The following is a 15,564-nucleotide window of genomic DNA, read 5'->3' on the forward strand; positions in this document are numbered from 1 at the left end:
GCTGGCCGGCAGGCTACAGGAGATGGGTTACCCTCAGTACATCGAGGTCAGCACGTTCCGCAGTTTCTTGATTTCCTCGAGCGCACGGCCCGTGCCGAGCGCGACACAGGAGAGCGCCTCCTCCGCTACGCTGACGGGAAGCCCCGTCGCCTCGCGCAGCACATGGTCGAGCCGGTAGAGCAGCGCGCCACCGCCGGTGAGCACGATGCCCTTGTCGACGATGTCGGCGGCCAGTTCCGGCGGCGTGTTCTCGAGTGCCACCTTCACCGCCTCGACGATCGCCGAGACGGGCTCCGACAGGCTCTCGCTGATCTGGCGCTGGCTGACGATCACCTCGCGGGGAACGCCGTTCATCAGGTCGCGCCCCTTCACTTCCTTCAGCGGCCCGTCATCCATGTCGTCGGGCGGACAGGCGGCGCCGATCTCGATCTTGATGCGCTCGGCGCTCGACTCGCCGATCAGCAGGTTATGGTTGCGGCGGATGTAGGAGATGATCGCCTCATCCATCTTGTCGCCGCCGACGCGCACCGAGCGCGAGTAGACGATGCCGCCGAGGCTGATCACCGCCACCTCGGTCGTACCGCCGCCGATGTCGACGACCATGGACCCAGACGGTTCCGTCACCGGCAGGCCAGCTCCGATCGCCGCCGCCATCGGCTCCTCGATCAGCAGCACCTTCCGCGCCCCCGCACTCTCGGCACTCTCCTGGATGGCGCGGCGTTCTACGGCGGTGGAGCCGGAGGGAACGCAGACGATGATCATCGGCGAGGCGAAGCTGCGGCGGTTGTGAACCTTGCGGATGAAGTGCTTGATCATCTCCTCCGCAACCTCGAAATCGGCGATCACGCCGTCGCGCAGCGGGCGGATGGCGGAGATGTTGCCCGGCGTGCGGCCAAGCATCTGCTTCGCCTCTTCACCGACGGCGAGAACCTGCTTCTTGCCCCGAACATCCGCGATCGCGACGACCGAGGGCTCGTCGAGCACGATCCCGCGGCCCTTCACATAGACAAGCGTGTTCGCTGTCCCGAGATCGATGGCCATGTCGGCCGAGAGGAACCCGAGCAGGCGAGAGAGCATCGATCGGCAACCCTTCTTGAATCCTTCCGCCCTGGCGAGCGGAGACATCCCGCCATGGCCGACACCCGCTCCATGGCCGCCATCAGCTCACGGAGGGCAGGCGCCGAATCGGCGCATGCAACCTCCGCGTGCATCCTGACACGCCGGCGCATGAAGGGAGCAAGGTTTAAGCTTCCCCGTGACGGAGGACAATCGGGATTCCTGAAGCGACCCGCGCGGCAGGCGCGCCCCAGCACTCAGGCAACGAGCACTCGGGCAACGAGCACTCAGGCAAAGAGAAAGTCGGACCAGTCGAGCCCGGACGTGACCCCGAGGAGGAACACCTGGTCACCCCCGCCATGGCGCACCAGCGTGCCGCCGCTGGCTGTCGTCCAGCCCACCTCCGCCCTCGCCACCCCCTCGAAGCGGAGCATGTCAGTCGCATTCTGGTTGAAATCGGTGATGACGTCCTGGCCGTCACCCCGACGGAACACGAATACGTCACGCCCCGCCCCGCCGGCAAGCGAGTCGTTGCCGGTGCCGCCGCGGATCGTGTCGGCCCCAGAGGTACCGGTCACCCGATCATCCCCTGCCCCGGCATCGATGCTGGCGTAACTCCAGCCGTTCCAGCCGGTGACGGTGATGCTGTCATTCCCCGCCCCGGTCGAGACGGTGAAGCCGTTGCCCCAGCCGCCGGCATCGGGCCCGTTCGACCAGGCGGTGACGGTGACGACATCGTCGCCCGCCCCCGTCGTGATGCTACCGCGCTTGCTGCCGGTCGCGGCAACCGTGCTTGGCCCATCGCCCCCCGCCTCGACCAGCACCTCGACGAAGTTGGCGAGCGTCACAACCCCGCCATCGACGTCGCGGACGGTGGCGACCTTCATCGTGTTCCAGGCCGAGGTGACGGTCGCCGACACCGCCTCCACCCCATCCCACGCGACGGCCACCGTCGCACCGGCCACGCCGTGCTGCGCCGAGGTCAACGTCGTGTCGACGCCCTGCTTCACCGCGTAGCCAAGGCCCGGGCCGACGGCGGAGACGAGCAGCGTCGCCGCCACCCCAGGCGGTGCTGCCGCCGGCACGGGGGCAAGGTCCGCCACCCGAAGCGTGACGTCGGTGAAGACCAGGTGCTCGATCCCCGTCAGCCTGTCGATACCGAGCGCGCCGAGGGAGAGCACCAGCGCATCGCCGTTCCAGGCATGGGCAGCATCGCTCCAGGCCATCGCGAAGGCGGCCGTGTCGAAGCCGGCGCCGCCATCGAGCGTGTCGTCGCCGGCGCCGCCGATGAGCCAATCATCGCCATCGCCGCCCCTCAGCATGTCGTTGCCGCGGCCACCGCTGAGGCGGTTAGCGAAACGATCGCCGGTGAGAGCGTCATCCCCGTCGCCACCATGCACCGTCTCGATCGTCGTTCCAGACGCGAGCGCGAGTGCGGCACCGCCGATCGTGCCGCCGCCTGCGGCGAGGTCGAGCAAGATGCGGCCGGTGACGGCGGCGGCGTTGATCGTGTCATTGCCGGCAAGGTCGGCGATTGTGCCGCGCGAGGCATCCGCCGCACGCAGCGCCGCGAAGGCATCGGTGAAGACGTAGATGTCATCGTCGCGTGCCGCATCGCCGAGCGCGGTGAGCGACCAGGACACGACCTGGCCGGTATCGCCCGCCATCAGGTCGACGACCTTCAGCGCCCAGGTTCCGGCAGAGCCCTCGCCCCAGAAGGCATTGGAGGTGACGGTGAAGCGGATGTCATCGGCCGATGAGCCATAGCCCGTTGTGCTGCCAGGCGGGCGGCCCGGGCGGTCGATCAGCATGCTCTCGGTTCCCTCGGGAGAGACCAGCATGACACGGAGATCGCCGATCCAGGTGTGGCGGATGTCGAGCGTGACCTGCACCTTCTCGACGTCGATGCCGCCGGCAAGCGCGAGGCTGGCGGCGAAGCCCGCCGCGGTGCCGTCGGGAATCGCGCCGCCTGCCCCGTTGCTGCTACGCAACGTCGCAAGGTTGGCGCTGGTCGATACGCCCTCCCACGTCTCGGCGAGGCGGACCGCGGCGCGGGCATCCACGATGCCGAAGCCGTAGTCGTTCGAGAACCACATCCCGCCGCCGTTCCAGCCACCACCGCCGTTGGTGAGCCAGGAGGCGTTCGCGGTGTCGGTCTGGCGCGCAGAGAGGGCGAGGATCTCCTGCACGTCGCGCCAGCCGAGGCCCGGGTTCGCCTCGAGCATCAGCGCGACGACGCCCGAGACGATGGGTGCTGCGAAGCTCGTGCCCGAGACGGTCGCGACATTGCCGCTCGCATAGCCCTCGGCCCCGACGCGATCGGTCGTCACGATGTTCACCCCGGCGGCGGAGACGAGCAGCGCCGCACCAGGCGTCGAGAAGGACGCGACCTTGCCCGTGGCATCGACGGCGCCGACGGTGATGACCTGCGGGGCTGCCTGGATGCTGTGGTGGTTCACGTTGTCGCCAGCCGAGCGCGCATTGCCGGCGGCAAAGACGAACACGGTGCCCAGCCCATCGCGGCCCTCGGCAGTGGCGAAGGTCAGCGCATCGCGGATCGGCGCGAAGGCGGCGGTCGCGAAATTGTCGGTGAAGAAGCCGCCGAAGCCCCAGGAGTTGTTCGAGACATCGACCCCCACCTGCTTGCGGAGCTGGTTGGCGAGCTGGTCGGTCGTACCGGCAGCACCATAGCCGATGCGGAAGCCGACAAGCGTCGCGTCATGCGCGATGCCGACCAGGCCGGTTCCGTTCGCGTCAGCGCCGATGACGCCGGCCACAGCGGTGCCGTGCCTGTCGCCCGCCTCGGCGGCTGGGTTGGCATCGTTGCCGCGTGCGTCCCAGCCACCCGTGCCGAACACACCAGCGAGGTCGGGGTTCGCCAGGTCGAACCCGTCATCGATGATGCCGATGCGCACGCCCTGGCCAGTGTAGTCGGGCCACACGGCCGTGACGTTCGTGTCGATGCCGGATGGGTTGCGGAGATGCCACTGGCCGGCGAGGCCGGGGTCGGACGGCAACGCGGCAAGCGGCGTGGCGGCGGCATTCTGCCCGGACATCCGACCCTCCGTTCAGCGCCTGGCCGGGACATCCCGGCGGGGCGCTGAAGGAGGCGTTAACGGGCAGAGGTTAACAGATGGTTGCCGCCAGCATGCACATGCGGGCGCCCTCCGGCAGCGGGATCAGGCCGACATTGCAGCCGGGGCGGTGCGGGCGCGCTTGACCAGCAGCTTGTTCAGCGCGTGCAGGTAGGCGCGGGCGGACGCGACGAGCGTGTCGGTGTCAGCCCCCTGGCCGTCGACCAGCTTTCCCGCTTCCTCGAGCCGCACGGTCACCTTCGCCTGCGCATCGGTTCCTTCCGTCACCGCGCCGACGGAGTAAAGCTTCAGCTCCGCCTCGTGCGGGAACAGCATGCGGATCGCCTTGAACGTCGCATCCACCGGGCCGTCGCCAACGGCTTCCGCCTGCTTGGTCTCGCCATCGACATCGAGCTCGAGGATCGCGCGCTGCGGCCCCTTCGAGCCCGCCCACACCTCGAGCGAGACGAAACGCACGGCATCATGCGCGCGCACCACCTCGTCGTCGACGAGGGCCACCACGTCCTCGTCGAACACGACCTTCTTCACGTCGGCCAGCTTCTTGAAGCGCTGGAACGCATCGTTCAGCGCATTGTCGCCGATGTCGCCGTAGCCGAGCTGCTTCAGCTTGTCGCGGAACGCCGCGCGGCCGGAATGCTTGCCGAGCACGAGCGACGACTTGGCGAGGCCGACGCTCTCAGGCGTCATGATCTCGTAGGTGCCCGCGTGCTTCAGCATCCCGTCCTGGTGGATGCCGGCCTCGTGGGCGAAGGCGTTGCGGCCGACGATCGCCTTGTTCGGCTGCACGTCGAATCCCGTGATGGTGGCGAGCAGCCGCGAGGTGCGGGTGATGTTCTGCGTCGCGATGCCGCTTGCGTAGGGCATCGCATCGGCGCGCGTGCGCAGCGCCATCGCGAGTTCCTCGAGCGCCGCGTTGCCCGCGCGCTCGCCGATGCCGTTGACGGTGCACTCGATCTGCCGCACCCCCGCCTTGACGGCCGCAAGCGTATTGGCGACAGCGAGCCCCAGGTCGTTGTGGCAATGCGCCGAGAAGATCACCTTCTCCGCCCCGGGCACGCGCTCGCGCAGCATGGTGAAGATGGCGGCGAACTCGTCCGGCACCGCGTAGCCCACCGTGTCGGGGATGTTGATCGTCGTCGCCCCTGCCTTGATCGCCGCCTCGACGCAGCGGCAGAGGAAGTCGGCTTCGGAGCGCGAGCCATCCTCGGCCGACCATTCGACGTCATCGGCATAGTTGCGCGCATGCGTGACACTGGCCGTGACCGCGGCGAGCACGGCATCGGGCTCCATCTGCAGCTTGTACTTCATGTGCAACGGGGACGTCGCGATGAAGGTGTGGATACGCTTGCGGCGCGCGGATTTCAGCGCCTCGCCCGCTGCATCGATATCGGCGCGGGCCGACCGTGCGAGGCTGCACACCACCGCCCCCTGGATCTTCTCCGAGATCGCCTTCACGGAAGCGAAGTCGCCGGGCGAGGCGATCGCGAAGCCCGCCTCCATCACGTCGACGCCGAGGTCCTCAAGCGCCTCGGCCATGCGCAGCTTCTCCTCGAGGTTCATGCTGAACCCCGGGCTCTGCTCACCGTCACGCAGCGTCGTGTCGAACACGATGACCCGGTTCGGATCGACGCGGCCGAAGGACGGGTGGTCTACGGCATGGGTGTGTTGCGTATCAGTCATGGCGCTTCTTCCTGGTTCTGAACGACGTGGCCGGGGAACTCCCCCTGAGCGGTGCTTCGCGAAAGCGCGAAGGCGTCACGCCCAGGGGCGGCTAAGTCGAAGGAGAAGGCCAGAAATGAGGGCGTGATGAGCCGGCACCGAAACGGGCGCAAGGACGCTGGCGCGGGCTGGGCCGTGGCTCATGCAATGATTATCCACAGACAAGGGCGTTTCCGCAAGCGCCCCCCGTTGCCGGCACGGCGGGCTGGACGCAGGATGGCGCCCGCTTCGGGGGAAACCAGTTCCGGAAAGGATCACCGTTTCATGCCGCATGTCCTGCTCGCCGGCCAGCTGCACAAGGCCGGGCTGTCGCTGCTCGAGGCCCGCCCCGACATCACCTTCGAGACATTGACGCCAGGCTCGCCGGAATTCCCCATCCGGGTGAAGGAGGCCGATGCGGTTCTGCTCTGGCTCGAGCCGATCACCGAGGCGGTCCTCGCCGCCACGCCGCGGCTGAAGGTCGTTGCGCGCTACGGCGTCGGATACGACACGGTCGACATCGCCGCCTGCACCCGCCGCGGCATTCCCGTTGCCGTCGCCAACGGCTCGAATGATCTTTCCGTGGCCGAGCACGCGATGATGCTGATGCTCGCCGTCGCGCGCCGCACGGTCGAGTACGACGCGAAGGTGCGCAGCGGGCAGTGGCGCCAGGGCCACATGCCGCCGATGCACGAACTTGCCGGCCGTTCCGTCCTCGTCATCGGCTATGGGCGCATCGGCACGCGGGTGGCCAAGCTCTGCCAGGCCTTCGGCATGAAGGTGTTCGTGCACGACCCTGCCTTTCCAACGCCGCGCATCGCCGCCGACGGGCACGTTCCGGCACCGGACTGGAAAGCCGTGCTGCCGGAGATGGACGTCGTGACGCTGCATTGCCCGCTGCACCCCGGCACCAGGGGGATGATGAACGCCGAGGCGTTCGGCCGGATGAAGCCAACGTCCTGGTTGATCAACACCGCCCGCGGCGGCGTGGTGGATGAGCCGGCGCTGATCGAGGCGCTCAAGGCCAAGCGCATCGCGGCTGCCGGCCTCGACGTGCTGGTGGTCGAGCCGCCGACGACCGACCATCCGCTGTTCGCGATGGAGAACGTCGTGCTCGCGCCCCACAACGCGGCGACCCCCGATGAGTGCCTGGCCAAGATGGCGATGCGGTCGGCCCAGAACATCATCGACTGCTTCGACGGCAAGGTCGACCCGGGCTACCTCGTCAACCCCGAGGTGCTGCGCAAGAACGCCTGAGGAAGACAGCGATGCCCCATGTCCTCTGCCTGCGCGCGATCCACCCGGATGCGATCGCGCTGATGAAGGCTGCCCCCGGCGTGACGGTCGAGGTGCTCGACCCCGTCACGCCGGAGACACTTGCCGCGCGCATCCCGGAGGCGGACGCGGTCACCGTCAGGCTCACCAGGATCGACGCGCCGCTCATCGCACTCGCCCGCAACCTCAGGATCGTCGCGCGCCACGGCGTCGGCTACGACGCGGTGGATGTTCCCGCGCTGACCGCCCGCGGCATCCCGCTCACCATCACGCCAGAAGCGAATGCCGGCAGCGTGGCCGAGCATGCGTTGATGCTCATGCTCGCCTGCGCGCGGCGTGTCACGGGGTATGACCAGCGGCTGCGCGACCTCGGCTGGGGCACCGTGCCGGACATGCCCACGGTCGATCTCGCGGGACGCACGGTGCTCATCGTCGGCTTCGGGCGCATCGGCACGCGGGTGGCGAAACTCTGTTCCGCCTTCGGGATGAACATCTCCGTGGTCGACCCGGCCGTTCCCTACAACACCATCAAGGGCCTCGGCTATACGCCGGTGGAGGACCTTCGCGCCGCACTCGCCACGGCGGACGTGGTGACGCTGCACTGCCCGGGTGCCGCGGAGAATCGCGGCATGGTCGATGCAGGGTTCCTCGGCACGATGAGGAAAGGGGCAATCCTGATCAACACCGCCCGCGGCACGCTGGTCGACGAAGCCGCGCTCGCCGATGCGCTGCGATCCGGCCAGGTCTCCGCGGCCGGGCTCGACGTGTTCACCGAGGAGCCGATGGTCGCGTCGAACCCGGTGCTCGCACTTCCCAACGCCATCATCACGCCCCATTCCGCGGCCGGAACAGCCGAGGGCATGCGGCGGATGGCGATGTCGTGCGCCGAGAGCATCCTCGCGCGCTTCGCCGGCACGCTCGACCCCCATGTTGTGGTGAACCCCGAGGTGCTTCGGCGCAACGCGTGATGCTCTATCGCGCGCTCCTCGGCACCAACCTCGTCGCGGCGGCAATCGCTGCGTTCTTCTTCCTCTGGGGCGTGGCCGACGGGACCGTGTCGTCGTTCAACATCGGCATCTGGTCGCTGCTGCTCGGCGGCATCGCCGTGATCATCGGTGGCGGAATGGCGCTCAGGCGGCAGGGAAAGAACAAGGCCGCGAACGCGCTGCTGCTCGTCCTCGCGATGCCGACGGCGGGCTACGCGCTCTTCATCCTGATGATCCTGATCCTTCAACCACGCTGGAACTGACGTGTCAGCGGCCGAGGTCCAGGCCCTCGATCCAGGTACGGGCGAGCGCGAGCGGCTGTTCCCAGCCCGTATCGAGCATCATCGCATGGCCGATGCGGTCGAGCATCGCGCGGTCGGCGCCGTGGAACCAGGCGGTGCGCAGCACGGCATCGGGCGGCACCAGCGGATCAGCCTTGGCGCCGAGAACGAGGGTAGGAACGCCGAGAAGCCGCGCGCTTGCCACCGGCCGCGGCCACTGCGCCTCGGCCAGGGCGCGGATGCTTTCGGGCTGCATGCGCGAGAGATGCGCGGCCGCGTGCCCGTCTTCCATCGCCTCGCCGAACAGGGCATGGCGGAGGCGTGCCGGCGGTGCCACGCCCTCGGCGAGCCATGGCATGCGCGCCACCTCCTGCCACAGCAGGGGGTCGGTGATCGCCAATCGCATGTTGGCCGCCGCAAGTCCCTCTGCCGGCACCGGGGCCATCAGCACCATTCCGCGGATGCGCTGATCGCCGAGCATCATCTGGGCGACGAGGGCGCCCAGCGAATGCGCGACGACGATGACAGGGCCGTCGAGCGCATCAAGAGCGGCGCGCGCGTCCGCCAGGTAGTCGAGCAGGCCCCAGGTGTGGAGCAGGCCACGGCCCCATGAATTGCCATGGCCGCGGAACGATACGGCCGCGCACCGCCAGCCGGAGGCGGCAAGGCTGGGCATCGCATGCTCTGCCCAGACCCAGGCGCCGGCAGCAGCGCCGTGCAGGAACAGCAGCGTGGCCGGACGCTGGTCCTCGGGGCCCGCGAGCAGAAGCTCGAGCCCGTCCGTCTCCGCCGGCGCCGAACGATCCCGGCGCGGGAAGGCGAGGACCTGTCCGGCCACGCCGTATGCCTCAGTTCCGGCTCTTGTCGACGAGCGCGTTCTTCTTGATCCACGGCATCATGCCGCGAAGCTTCTCGCCCACCACCTCGATGTCGTGCTCCGCCATCTTGCGGCGCGTCGCCTTGAACGAGGCCTGGTTCACCTTGTTCTCGAGCATCCAGTCGCGCGTGAACTTGCCGGTCTGGATGTCGTTGAGCACGCGCTTCATCTCGGCCTTGGTCGCATCCGTGATGATGCGCGGGCCGGTGACGTACTCGCCATACTCGGCGGTGTTGCTGATCGAGTAGTTCATGTTGGCGATGCCGCCCTCGTAGATGAGGTCGACGATCAGCTTCACCTCGTGCAGGCACTCGAAATACGCCATCTCCTTGGCGTAGCCGGCTTCGACCAGCGTCTCGTAGCCGGCCTTGATCAGCTCGACCAGGCCGCCGCACAGCACCACCTGCTCGCCGAAGAGGTCGGTCTCGCACTCCTCCTTGAACGTCGTCTCGATGATGCCGGCGCGCCCGCCGCCGATGGCGGACGCATAGGAGAGGCCGAGCTCGAGCGCGTTGCCAGAGGCGTTCTGCGCCACGGCAACGAGGCAGGGAACGCCGCCGCCGCGCTGGTACTCGCTGCGCACCGTGTGGCCGGGGCCCTTGGGGGCGACCATCAGCACGTCCATGTCAGGGCGCGCGTCGATCAGGTTGAAGTGGATGTTGAGCCCGTGCGCGAACAGCAGGGCGGCACCCTCCTTCATGTTCGGACCGAGCTTCTCGCGGTAGAGATCGCCCTGGCCCTCGTCCGGGGTGAGCACCATCACCAGGTCAGCCCACTTCGCTGCATCGGCCGGGTCCATCACCTTCAGGCCAGCGCCCTCCGCCTTGGCCACGCCGGCAGAGCCCTTGCGCAGGCCGACGACGACTTCGGCGACGCCGCTGTCCTTCAGGTTGTTGGCGTGGGCATGGCCCTGGCTGCCGTAGCCGATCACGGCCACCTTCTTGCCCTTCACCAGGTTCACGTCGGCATCGCGGTCGTAGTAGACGCGCATCGGTTTCACTCCCCTCTCTCGGTCGGTCCCGTATCGGAAACACAAGGCCCGGGGTCTAGCCTTGCCCCCGGGTCCTGACAAGCAGGGCGCGCGTCAGATGCCCCTGGGGCCGCGCGCGATGGCGGCAACGCCGGTGCGGCTCACCTCGACGAGGCCGAGCGGCCGCATCAGGTTGATGAAGGCATCGAGCTTGTCGGTCGAGCCGGTCATCTCGAAGATGAAGCTTTCCGTCGTGGCATCGACCACGCGGGCGCGGAACGCATCGGCGATGCGCAGCGCCTCGACCCGCCGGTCGCCGGTGCCGGCGACCTTGATCAGCGCCATCTCGCGCGCGATGTGCGGGCCTTCGATCGTGAGGTCGGACACCTTGTGGATCGGCACGAGGCGGTCGAGCTGCGCCTTGATCTGCTCGATCACCATCGGCGTGCCGGTGGTCACGATCGTGATGCGGCTCTGGTTCTTGGTCTCGTCGACGGGTGCGACCGTCAGGCTCTCGATATTGTAGCCGCGGCCGCTGAACAGGCCGATCACGCGCGCGAGCACGCCGGCCTCGTTCTCCACCAGCACGGCCATCACCGCCTGGCGGGTCGTCATGTCTGTCATCGGAACATTCTCTCGAGGATAAGAATTGCGAAGGGGCGGCGCCCCCTCAGACGAGGACCATCCCCTCCTCGGTGACACCGGCCCCACCCGAACCTTTGGGCGCCTGGTCGTCGGGGCCGAGCAGCATCTCGTTGTGCGCCGCACCCGACGGGATCATCGGGAAGCAGTTCTCCTTCTGGTCGACGCAGATGTCGGCGATCACGGGACGATCGACCGCCAGCATCTCTCCGATCACGTCGTCGAGTTCGCCCACCTTCGTCGCGCGCAGCCCGACCGCATGGAAGCTCTCGGCGAGCTTCACGAAGTCAGGGAGCGCGGCGGAGTAGCTCTCGGAGTAGCGGCCACCGTGCAGCAGCTCCTGCCACTGCCGCACCATGCCCATGTACTCGTTGTTCAGGATGAACACCTTCACCGGCAGGCGGTACTGCGCGAGCGTCGACATCTCCTGGATGTTCATCAGGATCGAGGCCTCGCCCGCGATGTCGATCACGAGCGCGTCTGGGTGGGCGATCTGCACGCCCATGCCGGCGGGCAGCCCATAGCCCATCGTGCCGAGGCCGCCCGAGGTCATCCACCGGTTCGGCTTCTCGAACTTCCAGTACTGCGCGGCCCACATCTGGTGCTGGCCCACCTCGGTGGTGATGAACGTGTCCTTGCCCGTGAGGGAGGCGAGATCGTAGAGCCGCTGGATCGCGTATTGCGGCTTGATGATCGCATCCGCCGCCGTCGGCTGGCGGAAGCGCAGGCAGTCGCGCGCGCGCCACTGCTCGATCTGCCTCCACCAGGCGGCGATCGCGCCGGTGTCCGGCTTGGTCTCGTCGGCCTTCCAGGCGGCGATCAGGGCGCGGAGGATCTTCGTCGCGTCACCGATGATCGGGCAGTCGACGCGGACGTTCTTGTTGATGCTGGAGGGATCGATGTCGGCGTGGATCTTGAGGCTGTTCGGGCTGAACGCCGTGAGCCGCCCCGTCACGCGGTCATCGAAGCGGGCGCCGATGTTCACCATCACGTCGCAGCCGTGCATGGCGAGGTTGGCCTCGTAGGTGCCGTGCATGCCGAGCATGCCGAGGAACTGCTTGTCGGAGGCCGGGAAGGCTCCGAGGCCCATCAGCGTGTTGGTGCAGGGAAACCCCGTCAGGTGCACGAGTTCGGCCAGCAGGCGCGAAGCTTCCGGCCCAGCATTGATCACCCCGCCGCCGGCATAGACGATGGGGCGCTTCGAGCCCTTCATCATCGCCACCGCGCGGCGGATCGCCGCCGGGTCAGGCTCCGTCGCCGGGCGGTAGCTCTTGTGGGTCGCCTCGGGCATGCCGTTGTAGCGGCCCTTGTTGATCAGGATGTCCTTCGGCAGGTCGATCACCACCGGCCCAGGGCGGCCGGAGCGGGCGACGTAGAACGCCTCATGCACCACGCGCCCGACATCGGCGACGTTCCGCACGAGGTAGTTGTGCTTGGTCGCTGGCCGCGTGATTCCGGTCGTGTCGGCTTCCTGGAACGCGTCGTTGCCGATCAGGTGCGTCGGCACCTGGCCGGTGAGGCAGACGACGGGGATGCTGTCCATCAGCGCATCGACAAGGCCGGTGACGGCGTTGGTCGCCCCTGGGCCCGACGTTACAAGCACAACGCCGACCTTGCCGGTCGAGCGGGCATAGCCTTCGGCCGCATGCACCGCCGCCTGCTCATGACGGACAAGGATGTGACGGATGGCGTTCTGCTGGAACAACGCATCGTAGATCGGCAGGACAGCGCCGCCCGGATAGCCGAAGATGACGTCGACGCCCTGGTCCTTGAGCGCGCGGAGGACGATCTCGGCCCCCGACAGCGTCTCGGTGGCGAGGGTCTCGGTGTCATGCGTCGCGGTGGCGGACATGGCGGAAATGTTCCCCGATCGTTCGTTCCGCCGCGCCGGGCGGGCGTGGCGGTACGCCGCAGCGGGACATCTTCGCTGCCGCGCGGCCGCACCTAAGCGCGGTTGGTGCGGTGCGTCAACCCGGCACTGTCAATAAACGCAAATAAAATGGCTCGTTCCTGTTCTGAAAATTGCGCTAGATCCGCGAAACGCGCATGGATCGTATGCAGGCGCGTTGGGGGCACGATCGTCTGGTGGCGGAACCACGTGTCCTGGCGCTTGGCGTATTGCCGCACCATCGCTTGCCCCTCGGCAATCGCCCGCGCGAGCGGGATGCGCCCGGCAAGGGCTGCGGCGATGTTCGGCACGCCATGCGCCTTCATCGCCGGCAAGGCCGGGTCGAGCCCGCGGGCGGCAAGCGCGCGCACCTCCTCGGCCGCGCCTGCCTCAACCATCGCCTCGAACCGCGCATCGATCGCCGCGCGCAGCGGGGCGCGGGGGGGGGCGAGCAGGATCATCGCGGCCCGCCAGGGGGCCGGCGGCTCGGCCCGCCGCGACCACCAGGTCGAGAGCCCCTCGCCTGTGGCCTGCAAGACTTCCCACGCCCTGATCACCCGCTGGGTGTCACCGGGCTGGAGCCGCGAGGCCGTCGCCGGGTCAGCCGCCGCCAGCCGTGCATGCAGCGCTGCGGCCCCGATCGCCGCGGCAAGCGCGCGCGCCTCCTGTCGCATCGCCTCGGGCACGGGCGGGATCGCGCCGATGCCGTTGACCAGCGCCGAGAGCCAGAGCCCCGTGCCGCCGCAGAGGATGGGCAGCCGCCCCGCCGTGCGGGCCTCGTCCATCGCCGCCAACGCCGCACCGCGCCACCAGCCGGCCGAGGCAGCGTCGGCCGCATCGCGCACGCCATAGAGGGCATGCGGCACAGCCGCCTCCTCCGCCGGCGTCGGTCGTGCGGTGAGGATGCGAAGATCGCGATACACCTGCATGGAATCGGCATTGATCACCACGCCGCCCAAGCGCTCGGCGAGCAGCATCGCCAGCGCGGATTTGCCGCTCGCCGTCGGGCCGGCGACGATCAGCGCCGCATCACCGCGCGTTGGCGCACTCGCTTGCGCGTTCATCGCCGCCCCGCCATGGTCCGCCGATGGAGCATGTGTTGACGTTGATCGCCTCCCCCGGCGGAGGATCGCTTGACCGCGCCGCGCTCGAGACGTCGCGCGAGGCCTTGCGTGGCCTCGGGGCCGTCGTCGGCTCGCCGCGCTGGCTGAAGCAAGGCGAGGCGGCCGACCTGCCCTTCGACGACATGGCGCCGGACGCCGCCGAGGCAGCCGCCCGCCACGCGATCGGCCCCGGCCTCGACCTCGTGGCGCAGCGTGCGGAGGGGCGGCGGAAGAAGCTGCTCGTCGCCGACATGGACAGCACCATGGTGATCGGCGAGACGCTCGACGAACTCGCGGACCTCGCCGGGCTGAAGCCCGCGATCGCCGCGATCACCGCGCGCGCCATGAACGGCGAGCTCGACTTCGCCGCCGCCCTGCGGGAGCGCGTGGCGATGCTGGCAGGACTTCCCGAGACGGCACTGGCCGAGACGCATGCGCGCATCGCGATGATGCCGGGTGCGGCAACGCTGGTGGCCACCATGCGGGCCAACGGCGCTTATTGCGCACTCGTCTCCGGCGGGTTCCGCTATTTCACGACGCGGGTTGCCGCGACCCTGGGCTTCGACACCGACCAGGGCAACGACCTCGTGGTCGAGCGCGGCGTTCTCGCGGGCACGGTCGCAGAACCGATCCTCGACAAGGACGCCAAGCTCGCCACGCTGCGCAGCCTCGCCGGCGCGCGGGGCCTGCCGCTCGCAGCAACCCTGACGGTGGGCGACGGCGCGAACGACCTGCCGATGCTGCTCGCCGCCGGCCTCGGCGTCGCCTATTGCGCCAAGCCCGCGGTCGCTGCCGCGGCGCGCGTGCGCATCGATCACGGCGACCTCACCGCCCTTCTCTATGCCCAGGGCTATGCGGCCGACGAATTCGTCACGCAAGCGTGACCATCCGCACGCGGGAACCCGTGCTGGCCTCCAGCCGTTCGTCGTGACCAGCAACATCGACGGGGGACATGCGGAATGTTCGGACTTGGCCTGCGCAAACGCGCAGCGCGGATGCTTCGTGGCCGGACTGGACAGCTGGTCGATGCCGTGCGCGAGGAGGGCCTGACATTTCTTGTCGAGGCTCGGTTCGACGTGCTGCGGCGCTGCCTCGCGGCAGCCGATGACCGCGCCGTTCCAGGCGACGTGGTCGAGGCCGGCGTTGCAGCAGGCGGCTCGGCGATCGTGCTCGCCTCCCTCGCCCGCCCCCGCCGCCGCTTCGCCGGGTTCGACGTGTTCGGCATGATCCCGCCGCCAGGCGAGCTGGACTCGCCCGATGCGCATGCACGCCACGCCATTATCCGGGAGCGGCGGGCCGAGGGCATTGCGGGCCGGCCCTACTACGGCTACGTCGATGACCTCCACGGCGAGGTCGTCGCCGCGTTCGCGCGCCACGGCATCGCCGTCGACGGCACGGATGTTAAGCTTGTGCGCGGCCTCTTCGGTGAGACCATGCCGGCCGAACTTCCCGAGCGGATCGCCTTCGCGCATCTCGATTGCGACTGGTACGACCCGGTGCTGACCGTGCTGCGCGCCGTCGCGCCCCGCGTCCCGCCGGGCGGATCGATCGTGCTTGACGACTACGGCGACTACGGTGGCTGTCGCCGGGCGGTGACTGACTTCCTGGCAGACGCCCCCGGCTTCACCCTCATCGCCACGACGCCCACGGCGGTTTTGCGGCGACGCTGAGGGCGCCGCCGCAGGATCGCGAA

Annotated in this window: 13 protein-coding genes; 5 read left to right on the top strand and 8 right to left on the bottom strand. The window is 68.7% G+C overall.

Going from position 1 to position 15,564, the window contains the following annotated elements; translation table 11 throughout:
* Positions 1 to 33 precede the first annotated feature (33 nt).
* The 3 genes from Q0C38_RS03155 to Q0C38_RS03165 form a co-directional block, all read right to left on the bottom strand.
* A complete protein-coding gene (locus tag Q0C38_RS03155) occupies positions 34 to 1,077 on the bottom strand; it encodes a rod shape-determining protein (RefSeq protein WP_291295599.1) in 1,044 nt (347 codons plus the stop codon).
* Between the two features lie 266 nt (positions 1,078 to 1,343).
* Positions 1,344 to 4,112: a S8 family serine peptidase gene (locus Q0C38_RS03160; RefSeq protein ID WP_291295600.1), complete on the bottom strand. Its 2,769-nt coding sequence runs from the start codon at positions 4,110 to 4,112 to the stop codon at positions 1,344 to 1,346.
* A gap of 123 nt (positions 4,113 to 4,235) precedes the next feature.
* Positions 4,236 to 5,831: a 2-isopropylmalate synthase gene (locus Q0C38_RS03165; RefSeq protein WP_291295601.1), complete on the bottom strand. Its 1,596-nt coding sequence runs from the start codon at positions 5,829 to 5,831 to the stop codon at positions 4,236 to 4,238.
* A gap of 303 nt (positions 5,832 to 6,134) precedes the next feature.
* Here Q0C38_RS03165 and Q0C38_RS03170 point away from each other — a divergent pair, with 303 nt between their 5' ends.
* The 3 genes from Q0C38_RS03170 to Q0C38_RS03180 are packed head-to-tail and all read left to right on the top strand — an operon-like array spanning position 6,135 to position 8,373.
* Positions 6,135 to 7,106 (top strand): hydroxyacid dehydrogenase, encoded by a 972-nt coding sequence (locus Q0C38_RS03170; protein WP_291295602.1) that lies wholly within the window; start codon positions 6,135 to 6,137, stop codon positions 7,104 to 7,106.
* Positions 7,107 to 7,117: 11 nt separating this feature from the next.
* Positions 7,118 to 8,092 carry a hydroxyacid dehydrogenase gene (locus Q0C38_RS03175; RefSeq protein ID WP_291295603.1) on the top strand — a complete coding sequence of 325 codons (975 nt, stop codon included), beginning with the start codon at positions 7,118 to 7,120 and terminating at the stop codon, positions 8,090 to 8,092.
* Positions 8,089 to 8,373, top strand: coding sequence for a hypothetical protein (locus Q0C38_RS03180; protein WP_291295604.1), 285 nt, complete (start codon positions 8,089 to 8,091; stop codon positions 8,371 to 8,373). Before Q0C38_RS03175 ends, Q0C38_RS03180 begins: the two co-directional genes overlap by 4 nt.
* A 4-nt stretch (positions 8,374 to 8,377) precedes the next feature.
* Here the strand turns inward: Q0C38_RS03180 and Q0C38_RS03185 are convergent, their stop codons facing one another.
* The 5 genes from Q0C38_RS03185 to miaA form a co-directional block, all read right to left on the bottom strand.
* Positions 8,378 to 9,229 carry an alpha/beta hydrolase gene (locus tag Q0C38_RS03185; protein WP_291295605.1) on the bottom strand — a complete coding sequence of 284 codons (852 nt, stop codon included), beginning with the start codon at positions 9,227 to 9,229 and terminating at the stop codon, positions 8,378 to 8,380.
* Positions 9,230 to 9,239: 10 nt separating this feature from the next.
* Complete coding sequence (gene ilvC / locus Q0C38_RS03190) at positions 9,240 to 10,259, bottom strand: ketol-acid reductoisomerase (RefSeq protein ID WP_291295606.1); 1,020 nt, start codon at positions 10,257 to 10,259, stop codon at positions 9,240 to 9,242.
* A 93-nt stretch (positions 10,260 to 10,352) separates the two neighbouring features.
* Complete coding sequence (ilvN, locus tag Q0C38_RS03195; RefSeq protein WP_291295607.1) at positions 10,353 to 10,862, bottom strand: acetolactate synthase small subunit; 510 nt, start codon at positions 10,860 to 10,862, stop codon at positions 10,353 to 10,355.
* Between the two features lie 46 nt (positions 10,863 to 10,908).
* Positions 10,909 to 12,732 (bottom strand): acetolactate synthase 3 large subunit, encoded by a 1,824-nt coding sequence (locus Q0C38_RS03200; protein WP_291295608.1) that lies wholly within the window; start codon positions 12,730 to 12,732, stop codon positions 10,909 to 10,911.
* A gap of 92 nt (positions 12,733 to 12,824) precedes the next feature.
* Positions 12,825 to 13,832: a tRNA (adenosine(37)-N6)-dimethylallyltransferase MiaA gene (miaA, locus tag Q0C38_RS03205; protein WP_291295609.1), complete on the bottom strand. Its 1,008-nt coding sequence runs from the start codon at positions 13,830 to 13,832 to the stop codon at positions 12,825 to 12,827.
* Positions 13,833 to 13,855: 23 nt separating this feature from the next.
* On the opposite strand from miaA, the gene serB reads away from it, so the two are divergent.
* The gene (gene serB / locus Q0C38_RS03210; protein WP_291295610.1) at positions 13,856 to 14,755 is read left to right on the top strand and encodes a phosphoserine phosphatase SerB; all 900 of its coding nucleotides are present in this window, start codon (positions 13,856 to 13,858) and stop codon (positions 14,753 to 14,755) included.
* Positions 14,756 to 14,866: 111 nt separating this feature from the next.
* Positions 14,867 to 15,541 (top strand): TylF/MycF/NovP-related O-methyltransferase, encoded by a 675-nt coding sequence (locus Q0C38_RS03215; RefSeq protein WP_291295611.1) that lies wholly within the window; start codon positions 14,867 to 14,869, stop codon positions 15,539 to 15,541.
* Positions 15,542 to 15,564: the final 23 nt, after the last annotated feature.

The organism is Elioraea sp. (genome assembly GCF_022842375.1).
Lineage (GTDB): Bacteria > Pseudomonadota > Alphaproteobacteria > Acetobacterales > Acetobacteraceae > Elioraea_A.